This is a genomic window from Paenibacillus peoriae KCTC 3763 (genome assembly GCF_000236805.1).
In the GTDB taxonomy this organism is placed as follows: domain Bacteria; phylum Bacillota; class Bacilli; order Paenibacillales; family Paenibacillaceae; genus Paenibacillus; species Paenibacillus peoriae.
In genome coordinates, this window is record NZ_AGFX01000020.1 from 83,216 (window position 1) to 100,509 (window position 17,294).

Below are 17,294 nucleotides of genomic sequence, written 5' to 3' on the forward strand. Positions count from 1 at the left end.
CATTAGCCATGAATTTGATACTTTTACGCTTATCAGAAATATCCAATGGATTTCTATCGGCATTTCAATTTCATTTGTGAATATTTCCCTGTAGAAACAGGTCTAACATATCATAAAAATTACGTATTCACGCATAAAATGAGTCGAAATGCCCTGTTTTAATCTGAGGCTACAGAAATTGACAAAACTAAAGAGTACTTTGTATGATAGCTTTCGTATCAGCGACAAAAAATGGGATTGAAGTTAGGAATGCGAAATCAATAATTTAAAATTTCTGTGTTATCTGACTTTTTGTTTTGTGTTTAAATCTCATTTTGAATTTTTTGCTGCTAAAAGTTAAATCACGGCTTCGGACTGATTTTCGAGGTTACATGCCTGTACCGTGAATATGGTATAAGCCGAATCCTTTGGTCAATTTGAATGTTATGTAGGGGGGAGGAGGCAAATGAACTAATAATGAGCATTCGTCCATTCCACATTGGACATCCCGTGTCCGTACATGGAGCAATGGACCTAAACTCATTCTTTATTCGTTTGCCGACAGCGATGGAAATCATTTATCAAACCAACCGGACCATGCTTTTTGAAGAAATTAACCCGGAAAAGCTGGACCTGATCACCATTGTAGGTGATGTAAAAGGTATTGACAGCTTGAGTGACGAGAAGATCAAGGAAATTAATCAGCACCTTCTGGTGCGCAGCTTTGACGAATTTTTAGATAAGTTTTCACCGACCGTGTATTCGTTCTTTAACGCGGCCAATCAAAAAGTCGTCTACACCCTTAAAAAACCAGAGGGGATTGATGAGGATAGCATTTCTGAAATTCGTGTCAATCAAAGTAATGATTTTCTGAAAATGTTATTTACGCTCATTGATACTAAGCGCAGTCAAGGAATCACCAATGTGGATTTCAAGTTTGAAAATCTGCTGGACATGATTTCTCCGAAAAAAGTTATGGATGATATTCGTCAGGTCCGCAAAGAAATTCACTATATGTACGGTGAATACGACAAGCTGGATGATGGCGATCCGAAGAAACTCGACATGGGCGACAAGCTGAATGGAATGTTCGAGGAAGCGAGTCAGAACTATAACAATGTGATGGCTATGCTGCCACTGGCTATTGAGGATATTAAAACCCGTCTTCTGCTCGGTGGCGCTCAAGAGGAAAACTCCGGTGACCTGATCCAGGTCGGTATGCTCTCTATTGGGGAAAGCGGCGAACTGAAAATTATTGAAGCGCCGAAGAGTGAAAGCACCGAGCTGATGCTGCTGGATGAGAACAGCACCGGTGATCTGTCACAGGTGTTCGAAGAAGATTATAACTCCATTACAGATACACCTTCCGATTATGTGAAGGATTTGGTGGTTCGTACATTTGTGCCACTGCCAGCTGTTCAGACCAAGGTTGATACAGCAGTTGAAGTGCAAAACTACAACACGTATCTGGAGTTCTATAAAAATGCGAAGGACGATTTCGTGAAGGCAGTCAAGCCGCTTGTGGAAAAAATCCTTGGCGTGAAAATGTTCTTTGATCAATATGCAACCAAGAGCAAGGGAATGCTGCCGACGATGCTGGTGGCGAACAACAAGCTGGACATGCTGGTGAAAAGCAGCAACATCCCGCGTCTGGAAACGTACCTGAACACGGTGAATGCTAAAAATGAATTTAGCGACACAATCTGGTTCGGTATCGTCCCATCGATTGAGCTGGAAGCGGCCGGTAAGGTGAAGGTTACACGCGAACGCTTCAAGGGCAACGAGAAGGTGGTTAAGCAGGGTGGAAATTCCATGGAATCCCTTTCGATGCTGCTGCAGGTGGTGAAGGATTACAAGATTCAAATGTTCTTTAATTTTGAATCCGGTGAAGAAACGACCTTCAACAGCATGGCGACGGCTGGAATTGACAAATATATCGACAAGTGCTCTACGCTCGTTCGCAGAGAATACAGCGAATTTGCGATTCCTTGTGTACCGAACTTCACGATTATTCCAAAGGACAAATCGGGAGTCATTATCGACAGTAAAATGCTGCAAACCGAAAGCGGTGTACAGCTCTCCAAAGAAAAAGAGGATATTCTCAAGCTGTGGATCGAGGGTGTCTATGTAGGAGCAGCCTATGTTGCCGCCGGTTTGGTCTCTGCTTATCAATGTCCCGAGTATCTGCGTGAGACCTTCAAAACGGTCAACAAAAACTATCCTGGCGTACGCTTCGATATTGAAGCGGGAGACAACAGTCTGCGCACAGTGACAACGATGGCCAAGGAAATCACCGGGTTCACCAACACGATCAAGGATGCTATTAACCGTAAAAACTTCGGTTTTGTATTCTCGTCAGAGAATGCTCAGCTCTCAGATAAGGATATCCGCCGGATTACCGTCTACAAGGCGAGAAGCATGGCGATGTCCGAGGACGGCTTTGACTCCATCTACAAGACGCTGGTCAGCACGTACATTGAACGTATTTTGCGCTACCAGACAGGAGACTTCAAGCACGAAAATATCGTCCGCTTCTTCAGCAACAATCCGAGCAGTCAGAAGAGCAAGTGGCTGGGCAGCAGAGGATCTGTTAACTCGATCATTCAGGACGGAGACGATATGAGCTTCATTATTGATGAGAAAAGCAATATGTGCCATATCGATCTGGTCTTCAACGGTAATGTGAAGAACCTGGAAGTCATGATCACCAAGGGAACAAGCTCGGTTAAATCATGATCCGAGCACTACGAAAGATGTTAGAGGCGTTTCTATCCAGAACCGCCTTTACACATAAATTGCGGAGAAGCTCTGCTTCTCCCGCCATCATATTACCCAATTTCAAGGAGGCAACACACATGGGATTCAAATTGAAAGTAGAAGGACAAGAAACAATCGAGCTGGGCTTGGACAACATCCAAACGGTTATTTATGACACCGATACACCGGACGATTCCAATGCACGCTCCACTGACGTAGGCTCTACGCTGCGCATCAGCGGTAAAATCATCACAGCAGTAGACGGTGACAGCGCGGATGACACGCTGAAACTGGCTTTGTGGTCCCTGGTTCCTGCTGAAAAAGCAGACAGCTACCGTAAAGTAACACTGGAAGTTATCGCAGCTGATCAAGTTGTGCGTAAAATCTACTTCCCGAATGCGTTCGTTGTAGACTACAACGAGCACTTCGGTGACACAGAAGGTGTAGGTGCGTTTACACTCTTCATCAAACAAAAGAAAGACAAAACCGAGCTGGCTACAATCGACGGCGGATATCCGGTTTAAGCTTGACGGCTTAACGTCAGGCACAGTTTGAACACACACACTCACCCCGTGCTCAGGTGCAGGGTGGATAAATATTAAGAGGCCTGCGGGTCTCTTAATATTTATTTTTTTCGGAGAGGGGAACATCATACCATGACCAACTACTATGAGCTGCTCGGTGTCAGCCGGGATGCTTCGGAGGCAGAGATTAAGCAGGCTTACCGCAAACTGGCGAAAAAGTATCATCCTGATACCAATCAGGGAAGCGAGGAAGCAACGCGCAAGTTCAAGCTGATTCACGAGGCTTATAATACCTTGCGTGACGAAGCATTGCGGCAGGCATACGATGCCGAGCTCATCCGAAAAACTGAGGGAGCTGGCGGACAGCAGCAAGAGAGAGGAAGAGGAGCTGCAGCATCCGGAGGAACGCGCAAGGCAGCCAAAGGATTTAATCCGGCTGACATAGGAAGTAATTTTGAGCAATTTTTCGGTTTTCATCCGAAAACGAAGGAGGGCTCACCTGGAAAAAATACGAAAAAATCCGGTGATCCGACGGATACCTCGGCGATGTTTAACCAGTTTTTTGGTATTCGTAAAAAGTGATGATTTCAGGATGGAAACGGGGGAAGCAAGCAGTGAAAACGGCACAGAACAGATGGGTTTTCATCATAGATGTTGCCATGTTCGGGCTGATGCTGGCGATCGCCTTTTATGTGTTTAATCGTACAGGCTACAGTGGCTTGAAAACCGTGGTTGCGATAGGTATTGGTGTCGGTGTGCTTGTATACATACTGCGCAATCTGGTGACCGTTGTACCCGTGGCAAAGCCAAAGGCAGAGCGTAAGCGGATTGCCAAGCTGGTGCTGATTGATGAAGAAGGCGAGTCCATTAAAGAATGGTATATCGAAGGTGAAACATCGCTCTTGATCGGCAAAACAACGTCCCGCTCTGATGCGGATATTGATTTGGCGGCTACAGACTATGCATCCCTGATCAGCGTGGAGCATGCGGTGCTCAACCGGGTGAACAGCGACTGGTTCGTGGAGGACGTGGATTCCGGGAACGGAACAGGCTTGCGGCCTGCTAATGAAAGTATAACCAACAAACTGGAAAGCGGAGAGCCTTACCGGATTTATTCGGGTGATTTATTATACATCGCCAATACGAGGCTGCTCGTCAAATAGATAGGGATTTTGCAGAATCCTTAGATCGCAGAAAAAGACAATCAGACAATGGGGGAAGGAACCGACTATGAGTTTGACAAGATGCCCAAACGGACACATGTTCAGTACACGAAAGCATGGAAATACGTGTCCTTATTGCAATACGGTAGTAAATATAGCCTCGCCCAAGAGCGTGGAGCCAGCGGCGAAAACCAATGCGGCGGGAGACGATGACAAAACCATGCCGTATTTGGGCGAGACGGTGGGGATTCACCCGGTAACCGGTTGGCTGGTGTGCATCGAGGGAGCACAGGTGGGGCAGGATTATCGCATTATGGCAGAGAAAAACTTTATCGGACGCGCAGAGGAAATGCATGTCCGCATTATCGGAGACAACACGATTTCTCGCAGAAATCATGCGGTGATTGTGTATGATCCGAAGAAACGCAACTTCTTTTTGCTGCCGGGCGATTCGTCAGGCTTGGCATACCACAATAATGAAGCGGTATATTCACCAGTGGAGCTGGCTGCTTATGATGTAATTGAATTGGGACACAGCAAATTTATCTTTATTCCGCTGTGCGGTGCCCATTTTGAGTGGGATAACGAAAAATAGGACGGAAGTGGGCAATGGTGCAGGGAGGTGACGGAATGCAGCCTTATTTTGTTGTATGTGGAGCTGCGGTGCTATTCGCTGTTCTTCTCATCATCCGTATACGACTGACACGAAGTTCCGGCAGCCGTACCGTGAGTGGAATTGAGATCGGGAATGGTCAAACGATTGGGAGCCGAAGCGAGCAGGATGATTATTTTGCAAGTATGACGACACCTGTCGGAACGTTGGCTGTTGTCGCAGATGGTATCAGCGGACTGGCCAATGGACGCATGTCCAGTACATTGGCTGTGACGACCTTTACGAAGGCGTTTGCCAAGCTGGAGGATGCATCGAATCTGAATGAATATTTTGCCGGGGCGGCCACCCAAAGCAACCGCGGCATTTTGCAAAATTTGAATGGGCAGGGTGGAGGAACGACGCTGGCGGCAGTCATTATTTGCGGCTATCAGCTGTATTACGGAGCGGTGGGCGACAGTGTGATTACGATTTACCGCAACGGACATTTCCAGACGATCAATTCCAAGCATACAGCGGAAACACTGCTGGAGGAACGCGTGCTGGCCGGACAAATGACCTCGGAGGAAGCCAAAACGAGTCCTGTACGCAATCAGCTGGTCAACTATTTGGGCTATGAAGGCTTTGAGAGCATGGAGCTTGGGACTACACCGATTCGTCTGTATTCGGGCGATTATGTTCTGCTGTGCAGCGATGGCATTCAGGAGGCGTTGACGGAAATTGAACTCGAAGAGATCATGCGCAAAGGCGGCATACCGCAGGAAATGGCGGATACCATGATCGACGCTATTAATGATAAAGGTTTTAAGAGTCAGGATAATGCGACAGTACTTATTTTGGCGATAGGATGAAACAAGAAAGACGGGGGTAGCGATGCGCAAGGACAACAGCGATTTTAGTACCGCCTTTGTGTCGGAAGCGGGCTCTTACATAGACAACCGGGACTATTTTGCATTCATGGAGACGGACGACATGGCCTGTTATGTCCTCGCAGACGGTCTGGATTCGGATCAGGAGCTGCACAGCGCGGAAATGGTTGTCAAAACGGTGCTGGAAAATTTCATGGAGAAGCCTTCCATGTCCAAGCGGCGCCTGATGAGAGATCTGCGTGAAGCGCAGGAATGGCTGCAATTCGAAAGCCGCCGTGTTCGGCTCAAGGCCAGCCTGTTGATGGTGGTGACCAATTACAACAAAATGGTGTACGTTTCGTGCGGTAATGTGCGGCTATATCATTTTCGCAATGGACGGCTTAATTTTCGCAGCAAGGATCATAGCCTGGCACAGTCATTGGCAGATGACGGACGCATTCCGGACGAAGCGACCAGCACTCACGAGGAACGGGGGAATCTGCTGGAGTACCTGGGAAATCCGAATGGGGTTCATGCCCATTATGCCAAGAAGACGCAGCTTGCAGATGGAGATGTCATGCTGCTGACCACATCCGGGATGTGGGAAGATGTTGAGCTGGCGGAAATGCTCGGTGCGCTGGAGGAAGCGAAGGACCCGGTCATGCTGACGGATACGCTGGAAGAGGTGCTGCTCAGCAAGCAGCGCCGGGCGGTGAATAATTATACAGCCGCAGCCATTTATGTCAACAAAGTATTTCAGGAAAAGCCTAAAAACCGCCGCAAGCTGATCAAACGGATTTTGATTGCTTTACTTGTCTTTATCATTGCAGGCGGTGGAGCATGGATTACGCTGGCGCGCATGGCTGCGAATAAGGCAGCAGCACTGGAAACGATGATCGAATCGGCCCAGACGGCAGATGATTACGCAAGAGCAGGGGATTATGCAAAGGCGCTCAAATCCTACAGTGAGGCGAAAAATGCGGCAGTTAAAATCAACGATAAGATTCATAAGAGGTTGTATACGGCTGAGCAGAAAGTTTCTCAACTGATAGTTGACGGAGATGGCTATGTGGAAAAGGTGGACTTTGCCAAAGCCGAAGCCAGCTACGAAAAAGCACGGAAAAGCGCGGGACTGTATCCACCGTTTAATGTGAAGGATATTGAGCATAAAATCGATCAGCTGGACAGCTTTGCCGAGACCGCGAGCTGGATGAAGGACGGAGATTTGAAATTTCAGGGCGGCGATTACACGAATGCGCTTAAGCTGTACCAAAAAGCAAGCAAGGCTGCGATGGAATCCGGGTATACGTCCGCGCAAAAAGAGCTGGAGAAGAAGATTACCGAAACCAATGATAAATTGGCATCCATCCAGCAGCAGCTGAAGGAGATTCAAGCCGGCAAGCTTCAGGCCAAAGGGGATCGGCTGATGAAGGATCTCGATTATGAAGGAGCCATTGACGCCTATAGTGGTGCACAGGAGATTTATCAGGAGATCGATAAGCTCGAAAGCGTTCTGGCCATGGAGCGGAGCATCGCGAAGGCGGAGGGGAAGCGGAGCGCGGAGCAGCAGAAAAATGGTCAGCTTCCAGCCGGATTGGGCTTGCCTGACGAAGCGTTGAACGATGCGAACGCAGAGGACACAGCGGGCGCAGCCTCGACCTCCGCAGCCGCAGCCCCTGCTGCGGATTCGCAGACAAAGGCTGCGGGGACTGGCTCTGCGGGAACTGGTTCTGCGAATACTACGGCCGTGAAAAAGGAAGCCTCCTCGCCTTCAACTTCGCCTTCGAAAAGCAGCAGTACGGGCGATGGAAACGCCTCTTCGGCAAAAGCGGCCACGAACAAGGAGCAGGGAGCTGCTGATTCCGCTCCTAAAGCAGCGGGAGCGTCCGATTCAGGAAGCCAGGAGCAGGCTGCCGTGAACGGAAGTTAAGGTTTCATGTTCAATGAATGCATGCTGGAGCCGAAAAAGGAGTGAAACGCCGTGAAAGAACTGGTGCAGGACCGTTTGAGCAAGATGGACGATCTGGAGCAGAGACGTTTACTGAAAAATATGATGGCGGGGGTATTTATGAACCTCGTCGAATATCAGGAAGAGATGACCCGCCAGCTAGAACGGCGGGTATTTGAGGAAATAGAGAATACGGAAGAAAAATTCGATGTGTATGTATCATTGACATCGCGCGAGGACTACGACCCGATTCATGAATTTTTATATCCGGTGTTACCGTCTGATACGGAGGACAAGAAGTTGGACATCAGCCGTGTAGCAGAGGTGGTTCGCGAAGGCGGAGCGATGCCGCTGTTTACGCTTTTTCTGGAGATGGAGACCGAACGAATCACAGCGCTGGTACACAGCAAGCGGATTTTTGCAGGAATGCTGGTCACGGAAAGCGGAAATTATCCCATTCGCTTTCGGCTGGAGCACAATCGTTCCTATATTTTGGAGATTGAAAAGCTGTATCATATGTTTCTGCAAAATGGTATGCCGTGGAAAACGATTAATCATCCGTACGCACATAAATTCGTCGACTGTGTGTTGATTGGGGGAGACGGGGAGCCTGCGGCACACGAAGAAATTCATGAAATTACGATCTCGTTGGAGGAGTTCGACGCTTTTAAGAAAGGCGATGTTTTTCCGCTTTGGAACATTGAACGGCTCTCTCTAAAGAACAGCGGTTTTCCGATACCCGCTATGGATCGCGTGAACTATGAGCATGTACTTCCTTTGCGTAAAACAGGACCTGAGCACGGCTATCTGATCGACGGCGCTGAAGGGGATATTCGGTATATCAAGCGTACGGAGGAAGAAATGACCATTGTTACGCCACGGGATAAATCCGGTGAATGGAATGTGTTAAAGGTTACGAAGCCAGTCACGACGAGACTTAGCCGGCAGACATATCCAGTATTGTCCAATCGGCGGCAGGACAGCTTTTTGGGACGCTATGCAGGCAAGCAGGCTGTGATTGTCCGGGCCAAAGCGGAAATCATGCGTATCGTTAACTCGTTTGAAGCAGCCCAGGGGCTGGAGTTGGAACGTGTGGACATCTGGGGAGGTATCGGTAGAAATGATGTAAGCAACCTTGTATCCAAATCCCAGACGTATCCGCTAAATCCGTTTGTCAGCGATAATGTGCGGACGGAGGAAGACAAGCAGATCATGCGGCTGGTGTTCAGACGCGGCACTGAAGATGCTTCGCCAGTCTCGCCTGCTTACATGTTATCCGACTTAATGAGCTTTCTGGTGTCGGAAGTGCAGATGTATTTTCCAGAGTACAAATGTGAAGGAGAATGGGTGTGAATTACGTCTGGGATTTGCTCATGCGTGCACGGGAACAGGAGATGGATGTCGATAAGTTCCGCTTCGTGCCTGCTGTCAGCTATTCTCCCTATATGGAGCTTAGTCTGGAAGAGTTGAATACTTCAGAGCTGGAGCAGGTGGTGGAAATCAATCCATACTACCGCTTTTATTCTATTTTTCGGGACCTGTTTCCACCGGATACTGAAGATGACCTGGAGCTGAGAGAATCGCTATTTGATATTATGATGCATTTCTTGGCGGAAATAGATTTGTATCAAGGGATGAATCGGCGCGAGTATCATATCCGGTTTGTTCAGCGTGATATTGCTGACGGCATTTTTGGCCCGAAGGTGAAGGGGAGTTTTGAACAATTAAACCGCGAGGAACGGGATGCGATTGCCGAAGGACTACTGCGCTTGTATGAGACAGGGGAAGCGGTGCATCTGTTAAAAGAAACGATGCGGCGCGTTTTTCATCGCTCGATCATTTATGCCAATTGTGAGGAAAAAGATGAACTGCTCGTTTATATCGGCCAGGAGGAAACGCAGCTGTCACGGCTGAAGGTGGATTTGATTCTGGATTTGTTTCTTCCGGCACGTTTTACAACTGAGCTGTATTGGACAAGTCATTTCGGCATTTTGGAGGCAGATCCTACGATGAAAATAGACGCTATCGCCCTCTATTAAAGGCCAAGTGGCTCAGAAAGGACATGTGAACGATGAACGGACCCTATACATACAGATTGCTTAACCCGCTCACCGATCGAAAAAGCGTTCGCTTCACGGCGAAATATACGCAGGCGGAATTGGAGCAAATGACGACCTTCCAGTTGCGCGGGATATGCGATAAGGAACGACTGGTCGAGGGCTTTGCCAATCGTCTGGCACGTGAAGAACTCATTCGCGTTATTTTGCGGTTTCGAAGCGCAGAGGAGCATTTACTCATCACAAGACCCAACCCCGGCGGCTTTGAACGTATGGAATCAGCACTCCAGCGAAATTGGAATGACCGTCGGCAGGAGAGCGGCGGCATCCGGGTTCCCGCCAAAATTACACTGTATCAGGGTGTGCGGACGGGCCGCATGGACAACTACCGAATCGAGTCTGATCTGCCGTGGCTTAGCTCATCTAATGTGCTGCTGGTGAATGCGGTGGGAGAACTGTGCGGTGTTTTGAATGTGGTGAAGGATGAGGGACGAACAGGTGTATATTATCTTTCGCGGCATCGCGACGCTGAATTGCGAGAGACGGCCAACCATAGCTATAGCCTGCTGTTTCTGCGAAGACAGGAATCAGAATACTTTTATAACCTCTACTATGGGGATAAGCCGATGCTGCCACTGAAACTGCAGGGTCACCGAGTTCCGGTGGCAGAGCTGATCATTCGGGGCACTGAAACAACAGATGCCGTATTGGCCATCGATTTTGGCACCTCGAATACAACGGCAGGTGCTTATTTGGATAGCTCCTATGTCACAGCCCCAGATACAGGCATGAGCAGCACGGTACAGCTGAACGCGATCAATTATGTGTCATTTCCCGGCCCGGCAGGTGCGGAAGGCGACTGGATCGAGGTATTGCCGACTGCTATTCGTGTGGCGGACTGTACCAATCCAGAGCATATCGTGTATGTCTTCGGGGAGGAAGCATTGCGTGGAACAGACGTGGCGGGCAGCCGTGCGACGGTATTTCGGGGCATCAAGCGTTGGGTCAATGATTACAAGCGAATCGAGGAATTAATGGATTCCGAGGGGAATACAGCGACCGCTTCCCGCAGCGATATTTTGGCGGCGTTTATCCGTTATGTGATAGGCACCGCCGAGCAGCAATTTAAGTGCCGGTTTCGTAATCTGCACTTTTCTGCTCCTGTCAAGCTGCAGCCACAGTTTATTGAGATGTTTACCGACATTTTGCCAGACTATCGGATTGAAGCGGAGGATGCGCTGGACGAAGGGCTGGCTGTGCTGTACAACACGCTGGCAGACCAGATGGAGCGAGGAACTTTTGCGGACGGTGAGGAGTATCAGGCACTTGTCATTGACTGTGGTGGAGGTACAACGGATTTGTCATCCTGCCGATTCCGGATTGAGGATGGACGTATTGCTTATAAGCTGGATATCCACACAACGTATGAAAATGGGGATACCAATTTTGGCGGAAACAATCTGACGTATCGGATTATGCAATTTATGAAAATCGTGTTTGCAGGTTATTATGCAGCCGAAACCCGATTGCCTGACACTGATATTGATGCCCTGATCGGCATTCCTTCAGGGGATTTGTACCGTCATGTGGATGAGTTTGGCGTAGATGCTGTCTATGCAGGACTGGAGGAGCGCTATCGTGAGGCAGAGGCTATTTTGCCTACGGCGTTCAAACGGTACGAGCATGCGACACGGGATGAATATCAGCGGGTGCTGAGTAATTTTCATCTGTTGTGGAGTGCAGCAGAAAATATGAAAAAGGAATTTTTTCTGCGTACAGGCATATTGCGCAGCCGCTTCGAGTCCGAGCAGGTATTATCAGCCGAAAGTGACCTGAACATTGCGGTGTTGGACCGTTGGCTGGTTTCAGTCATTGAAAACGGACGTTTCCGCGATGAATATGGCTTGCCTGATGTGGTGTTTAACATTCGGGAAATACAGCAGCTTCTTAAGGCGGATATCTACAATATTGTGCGCAAGTTTCTGGATGATTTTTATCAGGAGGGACGCTTGCAGGACTATTCCATTATCAAGCTGACCGGGCAGTCCTGCCGGATTGACGTATTTCGCGAAGCACTAAAGGAATTTGTGCCAGGGCGCAGCATTGAATTCCGGCAGAAAGCGGAAGACCTGAGCCGGGTGCCTGAGCTGAAAATGGCCTGCCTGCGCGGAGCGATCCGCTACCTGAATGCCAAAAAAATGGGCACGATTGAGCCTGTCATTACCAATCATATCCCGGCTATTCCGTACACCGTTAGCGCCTGGACGCATACGGGGCGTGAAAAAGAGCTGATTGCCAGCCTGGAAAGCAATCGGGTGCGCGGCTCCATTTCCCGGCCGTCTCACGCGGCTGAAGTAGAATTTTTCCTGACGGCAGGCGGCGGCAAGCTGCGTCAGCGCCATGTGTACCGCAGCCGGCCGGAAGCCTTTGAACCTATGCCGTATGAGGAGATTGCCGTGCTATACGGGCGGGATATTCCGCAGGATGATACCGACTCTATTCGGAATGAGGAGACGAAGTATTTTGTTTTTGCTGGCGACAGCCGTTGGGGTTTTTATGTAGTACCGATTACTCGCCGGGATGAATTGCTGCATCTGGGACCCAAACGCTTTTTTGCCTTCGAAAATGATCTTTCCGAGCTGGATTTCTTTGACGGTACGAAGTAGGAAACTGAGGATTTTTCAAAATCATGAATATGAAAAGTACACACAACACTTGGAGGGGATAACATGCTGTATGCGGGTTTTTGGAAACGAACTTTGGCTTATATCATTGATAGCCTTATTTTAGGATTTGCATTTATGATGATTGGGTTGATCTGGGGCGTGATTCAGATCTTTGGGAATTCGATGCCATCCCCGACAGAAGCCTCTGTACTGACAGATGGACTGCCTGCTATTTTTACAATGAAATTATTAGGACAGACTTTGCTGAATTTGGGGATTTCATGGCTGTATTTTGCACTCATGGAATCGTCCAAATGCAGAGCTACGGTGGGCAAGCTGGCTCTTGGAATCGTCGTGGTAGATGAATTTAACGAAAAGCTTAGCTTTGGACGTGCGAGTGCCCGCTATTGGGGGAAGTTAATTTCCTCCATCATTTTGTGGATCGGCTTTATCATGACAGCTTTCACGGCCAAAAAACAAGCCCTCCACGATCTGATCGCCCATACCTATGTTGTGGACAAACGTGAGCTGAATTATATCCTTCAGAAGCAGTCTGGGCGGGGAGCCGGGATGTAAACGTAGATCATAAATTCTAATAAATCGTAGTTTTCAATCAGGGGGAACAATAGGAATGTACGCAGGTTTTTGGAAAAGGTTTTTCGCCTATTTGCTAGATTATGTTGTTGTGTATGTGGGTACGATGATCATTGTAGTACTTACCACTTTGCTAGGGACATTAACATCTCTTATTCCTGCATTGGGAAGCACGCTGTATCCTTCGGTATATACTTTCCATGTGGCACAGTTATTTTATGGATTGGGAACTATTTCGCGCCTATTTGTTTTATTTTCGATAGGCTGGCTGTACTACGCTGTCATGGAATCGTCTAAATTTAGAGGGACCGTAGGTAAGCTCGCTTTGGGGATTATTGTCGTGGATGAGCACAATGAAAAAATAACTTTCGGACGTGCGAGTGCCCGCTACTGGAGTAGAATCATTACATTTTTCACTATATTTGTCGGCTATATCATGGCAGCTTTCACGGCTAAGAAGCAGGCACTGCATGACAAAATCGCTCGTACCTATGTGGTGAACAAAAATTGGCTGGACTACTCGGACTATATTAAGCAAAATCCACCGCTGACAGAGATGCCTGTCCCGGCTCCTGCACCCGGTGTGAATCGGTTGTCTATATCTCTAAATAAAGAAGAGTAGCCAAAACAGTAATGACGGCGCAGAGCGAACCGGCTGGCGCATTACGTTGCGGCCGCAATGTCGTTACTGAGGTGCCGGGCGACACTTGTGCCGAAATCGGCACGGAGAGGAGGAAAACACATGTTAACCCATATCGTGCCGAAGTTCGAGAAAGGCCGTATTCTCAAAACCGAGATGCTGGAGAACCTGCGGGACTATCCCCGCAGTTTTCTCGATATCCGGTATCAGGATTATTCGAATGGCATCATTACCGGAATGAACGTGACCGTCGGGGAGCACACGCTGACCGTAGGCAGAGGCATTGTGAAGCATAAGGGCAGACTGTACCTGCTAGAGCAGGAGCAGGAAGTGCCGTATACAGCCACCGGGCGGCTGTCGGTGTTGAAAATCAGATTTCAGGAGGAGCAATCCACTGCTGATTTTCAGCAACACTTGGGAAACATATGCCTCAAAGAAGAAGGAGTCAATTCGCAAGAACTGGAATTAGGCAGATTTAAGCTCAAAACAGGCGCTCTATTACGCTCTGACTATGTGGATTTTGCCGATTTGGCAACGGAGTTCAACACGTTTAACCTTATTCAAGTGCAGCATGCAGGTACAACGGGACCGACGCTGTCCCCCTATATTTTTAAAATGTTCGCCCGTGAGCTCATCAGTCGTGGAACGTCAGATCCATTTGATCTGGCATTTACGATGTTGTGTCTTAATCAAGGCTTTATTGAACGGGAAGCTGTTCTTCATTATTTGTCGTCCCGTTCAGGGGCAGCTTATCGAGACTACGATTCTAGTAAACTGCATCAGGTGCTGGCCCGTGTGTTGGAGGAAAAAGGAGGCCGACGTGTGAATGCAGGGACCGCTCGTTCAGGAGGTCAGCGGATGCTAGTAGATTAGCAGTTTAGAGTCATAGGAGCTATTGAGTAAGAGAACCAATTTGAGAAACGATCATATTATCGATGGGTTGATAATAAGCCAAAGGAGCCGATGATATGGAGTATATGGACGAGCAAATCTTAGCATTAATGAACTCATTAAAGCAAGAGAAGTTATCTGTATCTATAAAAGACTGGTCAACGATTTCACTGCAGACGTTAATACATTTAGACGGTGAGACTGTTTCTTTAACCGAACGCCTTTTGCTGAATGAGCGGATATCCATGACCATGCCGAAAACGTTTAAGAAAATGGAGGAAGAAGATGCTTTGTTGAAGTATCCATCTTGCCATCGACCGGGACTTATTTTTGCGAATAATACGGGTACAACTAATCTCACATTTAACCATACATCAAGTGAGCTTTTGGAGTCCGAGATGGAGCTATTTAAGAATGAAATGGTCCATATACTTAAAAATACAGAGAGGCTTATGGAATGGTATGGAGACGGCATCATTCGTATTCAAAATCAGTTGGCTGGATATTGCGAATTTATAACACCTACTTTGAGTACTCCGGTCTACAATTTGGCTTGTTTTGTCACATTAGAGGAGCGTGCTCTTATCATTACTTTTAACTGTATGGAAGAAGAGGTTAAACTTTGGCGGCCGATAGCGAAAGGTTTGATGGGTTCTTTAGTAATTCAAGCCAAAAGGGAAGGTGAGTTAATATGAAGGTTTTAAGTACAACATACAGCAATGTGCAAATTACACCCTATCAATTAGTTAATCTACATGAGTTAATTATTGAGAAGCAATTGAACCATCACACACGTTTAAAATTCACTGCCATTGTACCCGAAGAACTGAAGGATACCTACGTAGAAATGACTGAGGCAGATTCTTTAATAGAGGTATCCCAGATTACAGAGGAAGGCGAACGTTTATTGATATTTAGTGGTACAGTGTTGGATATTGAAGTGAAATTCGTACGAGGAGTATACTATCTTGAAGTTGAGGCTATATCTCATACCTACAGGCTTGACATATGTAAGAAGAGTCGTTCATTTCAAGATAAACATATGAAAATGGCTGGACTATTGAAGGTTATTGCTAACGATTATCCTGGAATTGATATTATTGACTCAGCAACCGCAGGAGCATCATTAAATCAACTAACAATACAGTACCGCGAAACAGATTGGGAGTTTCTTAAACGGATTGCTTCACGTTATCATACATCTCTCATGCCAGCTTCTACGTTTAGCACCCCCAAATTCTATTTTGGTGTGGAAGAAGTTAATGCCCCAGTGAACTTGGAAAATTATCATTATACCATTAGTAAACGTATGTCTTCCTTCCGCTATTTTTCTGAAAATGGTACAGCTACTATCCAAGAAAACCATTTTATAGACTATGTTGTAGAGACTAATCATGTCCTTGAACTAGGGAACCAAGTAATTTTTCATGGGAAAACCTTGTTTGTATATAAAGCAATAACTGAAATGAGCAAAGGGATACTGAAGTGCATTTATACATTGACATCACATGAAGGTCTTCGCCATAAGGAAATTTTTAATGAACAAATGATCGGTTTATCGTTGCAGGGTAAGGTTATAGCGCTCCAGAGAGACAGAGTTAAGGTGCATCTTGAAATAGATTTAGTTCAAGCTAAAGATAAAGCGCATTGGTTCCCTTATGCAACAGGTTATACAGCTGAAGGACACAGTGGATGGTACGTTATGCCTGAAATAGGTGATACTGTAAGAGTGTATTTTCCAGCACATCAGGAGCAAGAGGGTTTTGCCAGTAGTTCGGCCCGTCAAGATCGCACTAAAGATGGATACAACAAGATTGACAGTCCTGATACCAAGATTTTTCGTACACCGCATGGCAAGGAAATTCGAATGACACCTGATGAGATTGTAATTACAGGTAAAGATGGGGCCATTTTTATCCAGTTGAATCAAGGAAACGGAATTCAAATTGTAAGTGACAAGGCTATCCATTTTTCTGCTGGAGGAAATATTCATATGAGTGCCGGTAAAAAAATAAAAATTTCTGCCGGAGAGGAAGTTGCCCTATCTAGCCAGAGCAGCAACATCGTGCTCGGTGGTGATACTAGTGTAATCGGTAGTGAAGTGAAGACAAACTGATTGCTTAAAGTATAGGAGGTAGCAGGATGGCAGAAGAACAAATGATTTTACAGGCCAATTCAGCTGACAAGAAAGGTTATGTTGTTGCAGGAGCAATATTAAAATGTAGCTTTGGTACGCAACCGACGCGACTCAAGCGTCCATTCAGTCATGGAGTCTATATCAAGGATAAAGCGCAAATGAACGTGAGTGACTATTTGCCGGGTGATAATATTTCAGGTTTTGGACGTTGTTTCAGCCTTACTAATCCCGCAGTTTTAAATAGCAATATGGTTGATATTTACGGTGTGAAAAAAGCCCCCTGTATTCCAATGATTACAAAGCCATGGATAGGTGGAAAAAAGGATGTCTTGGTGGAAGGACAGGCTTCGCTAACAGACCAGTGTTCAAACTCATGTTTATACTGTGGGTTCATAAGTATTGAGAACGATGGCCAGAATTTGGATTGAATTTTTAATCCAATAGATATTTTGCAACTTTTTTAGGTGATGTTGTAAGAGA

16 protein-coding genes are annotated in these 17,294 nt (G+C 47.0%); all 16 read left to right on the forward strand.

Annotation, left to right across the window (positions count from 1 at the left end):
- Positions 1-546: 546 nt before the first annotated feature.
- The 16 genes from KQI_RS0113505 to KQI_RS0113580 all read left to right on the forward strand — a co-directional run bounded on the left by KQI_RS0113505 (position 547) and on the right by KQI_RS0113580 (position 17,242).
- Positions 547-2,715, forward strand: coding sequence for a hypothetical protein (locus tag KQI_RS0113505; RefSeq protein WP_029390149.1), 2,169 nt, complete (start codon positions 547-549; stop codon positions 2,713-2,715).
- A 119-nt stretch (positions 2,716-2,834) separates the two neighbouring features.
- Complete coding sequence (locus tag KQI_RS0113510; RefSeq protein WP_010347309.1) at positions 2,835-3,260, forward strand: hypothetical protein; 426 nt, start codon at positions 2,835-2,837, stop codon at positions 3,258-3,260.
- Between the two features lie 132 nt (positions 3,261-3,392).
- Positions 3,393-3,842, forward strand: coding sequence for a DnaJ domain-containing protein (locus tag KQI_RS0113515; protein ID WP_007431572.1), 450 nt, complete (start codon positions 3,393-3,395; stop codon positions 3,840-3,842).
- Between the two features lie 32 nt (positions 3,843-3,874).
- Positions 3,875-4,423 (forward strand): FHA domain-containing protein, encoded by a 549-nt coding sequence (locus KQI_RS0113520; RefSeq protein WP_029390150.1) that lies wholly within the window; start codon positions 3,875-3,877, stop codon positions 4,421-4,423.
- 67 nt (positions 4,424-4,490) lie between these two features.
- The gene (locus KQI_RS0113525) at positions 4,491-5,018 is read left to right on the forward strand and encodes an FHA domain-containing protein (RefSeq protein ID WP_007431570.1); all 528 of its coding nucleotides are present in this window, start codon (positions 4,491-4,493) and stop codon (positions 5,016-5,018) included.
- 35 nt (positions 5,019-5,053) lie between these two features.
- A complete protein-coding gene (locus tag KQI_RS0113530) occupies positions 5,054-5,884 on the forward strand; it encodes a PP2C family protein-serine/threonine phosphatase (protein WP_029390151.1) in 831 nt (276 codons plus the stop codon).
- Positions 5,885-5,906: 22 nt separating this feature from the next.
- Entirely contained in the window at positions 5,907-7,811 is a 1,905-nt protein-coding gene (locus KQI_RS0113535) for a PP2C family protein-serine/threonine phosphatase (RefSeq protein ID WP_010347312.1), read from the forward strand.
- 51 nt (positions 7,812-7,862) lie between these two features.
- Positions 7,863-9,182, forward strand: coding sequence for a hypothetical protein (locus KQI_RS0113540; RefSeq protein WP_010347313.1), 1,320 nt, complete (start codon positions 7,863-7,865; stop codon positions 9,180-9,182).
- A complete protein-coding gene (locus tag KQI_RS0113545; RefSeq protein ID WP_010347314.1) occupies positions 9,179-9,868 on the forward strand; it encodes a hypothetical protein in 690 nt (229 codons plus the stop codon). Before KQI_RS0113540 ends, KQI_RS0113545 begins: the two co-directional genes overlap by 4 nt.
- A 32-nt stretch (positions 9,869-9,900) precedes the next feature.
- Entirely contained in the window at positions 9,901-12,552 is a 2,652-nt protein-coding gene (locus tag KQI_RS0113550) for an Hsp70 family protein (protein ID WP_010347316.1), read from the forward strand.
- A 63-nt stretch (positions 12,553-12,615) separates the two neighbouring features.
- Positions 12,616-13,128: an RDD family protein gene (locus KQI_RS0113555; RefSeq protein WP_010347318.1), complete on the forward strand. Its 513-nt coding sequence runs from the start codon at positions 12,616-12,618 to the stop codon at positions 13,126-13,128.
- 55 nt (positions 13,129-13,183) lie between these two features.
- Complete coding sequence (locus tag KQI_RS0113560; RefSeq protein ID WP_010347319.1) at positions 13,184-13,768, forward strand: RDD family protein; 585 nt, start codon at positions 13,184-13,186, stop codon at positions 13,766-13,768.
- 120 nt (positions 13,769-13,888) lie between these two features.
- Positions 13,889-14,659, forward strand: a complete 771-nt coding sequence (locus tag KQI_RS0113565; protein ID WP_010347320.1) for a hypothetical protein — start codon at positions 13,889-13,891, stop codon at positions 14,657-14,659.
- Positions 14,660-14,754: 95 nt separating this feature from the next.
- Positions 14,755-15,372, forward strand: coding sequence for a hypothetical protein (locus KQI_RS0113570; RefSeq protein ID WP_010347321.1), 618 nt, complete (start codon positions 14,755-14,757; stop codon positions 15,370-15,372).
- On the forward strand, positions 15,369-16,793 hold the full coding sequence (locus tag KQI_RS0113575) for a phage baseplate assembly protein V (protein WP_010347322.1): 1,425 nt from the start codon (positions 15,369-15,371) through the stop codon (positions 16,791-16,793). The genes KQI_RS0113570 and KQI_RS0113575 overlap by 4 nt, the downstream gene beginning before the upstream one ends.
- A gap of 26 nt (positions 16,794-16,819) precedes the next feature.
- Positions 16,820-17,242: a DUF4280 domain-containing protein gene (locus tag KQI_RS0113580; RefSeq protein ID WP_010347323.1), complete on the forward strand. Its 423-nt coding sequence runs from the start codon at positions 16,820-16,822 to the stop codon at positions 17,240-17,242.
- The last annotated feature ends 52 nt before the right edge of the window (positions 17,243-17,294 follow it).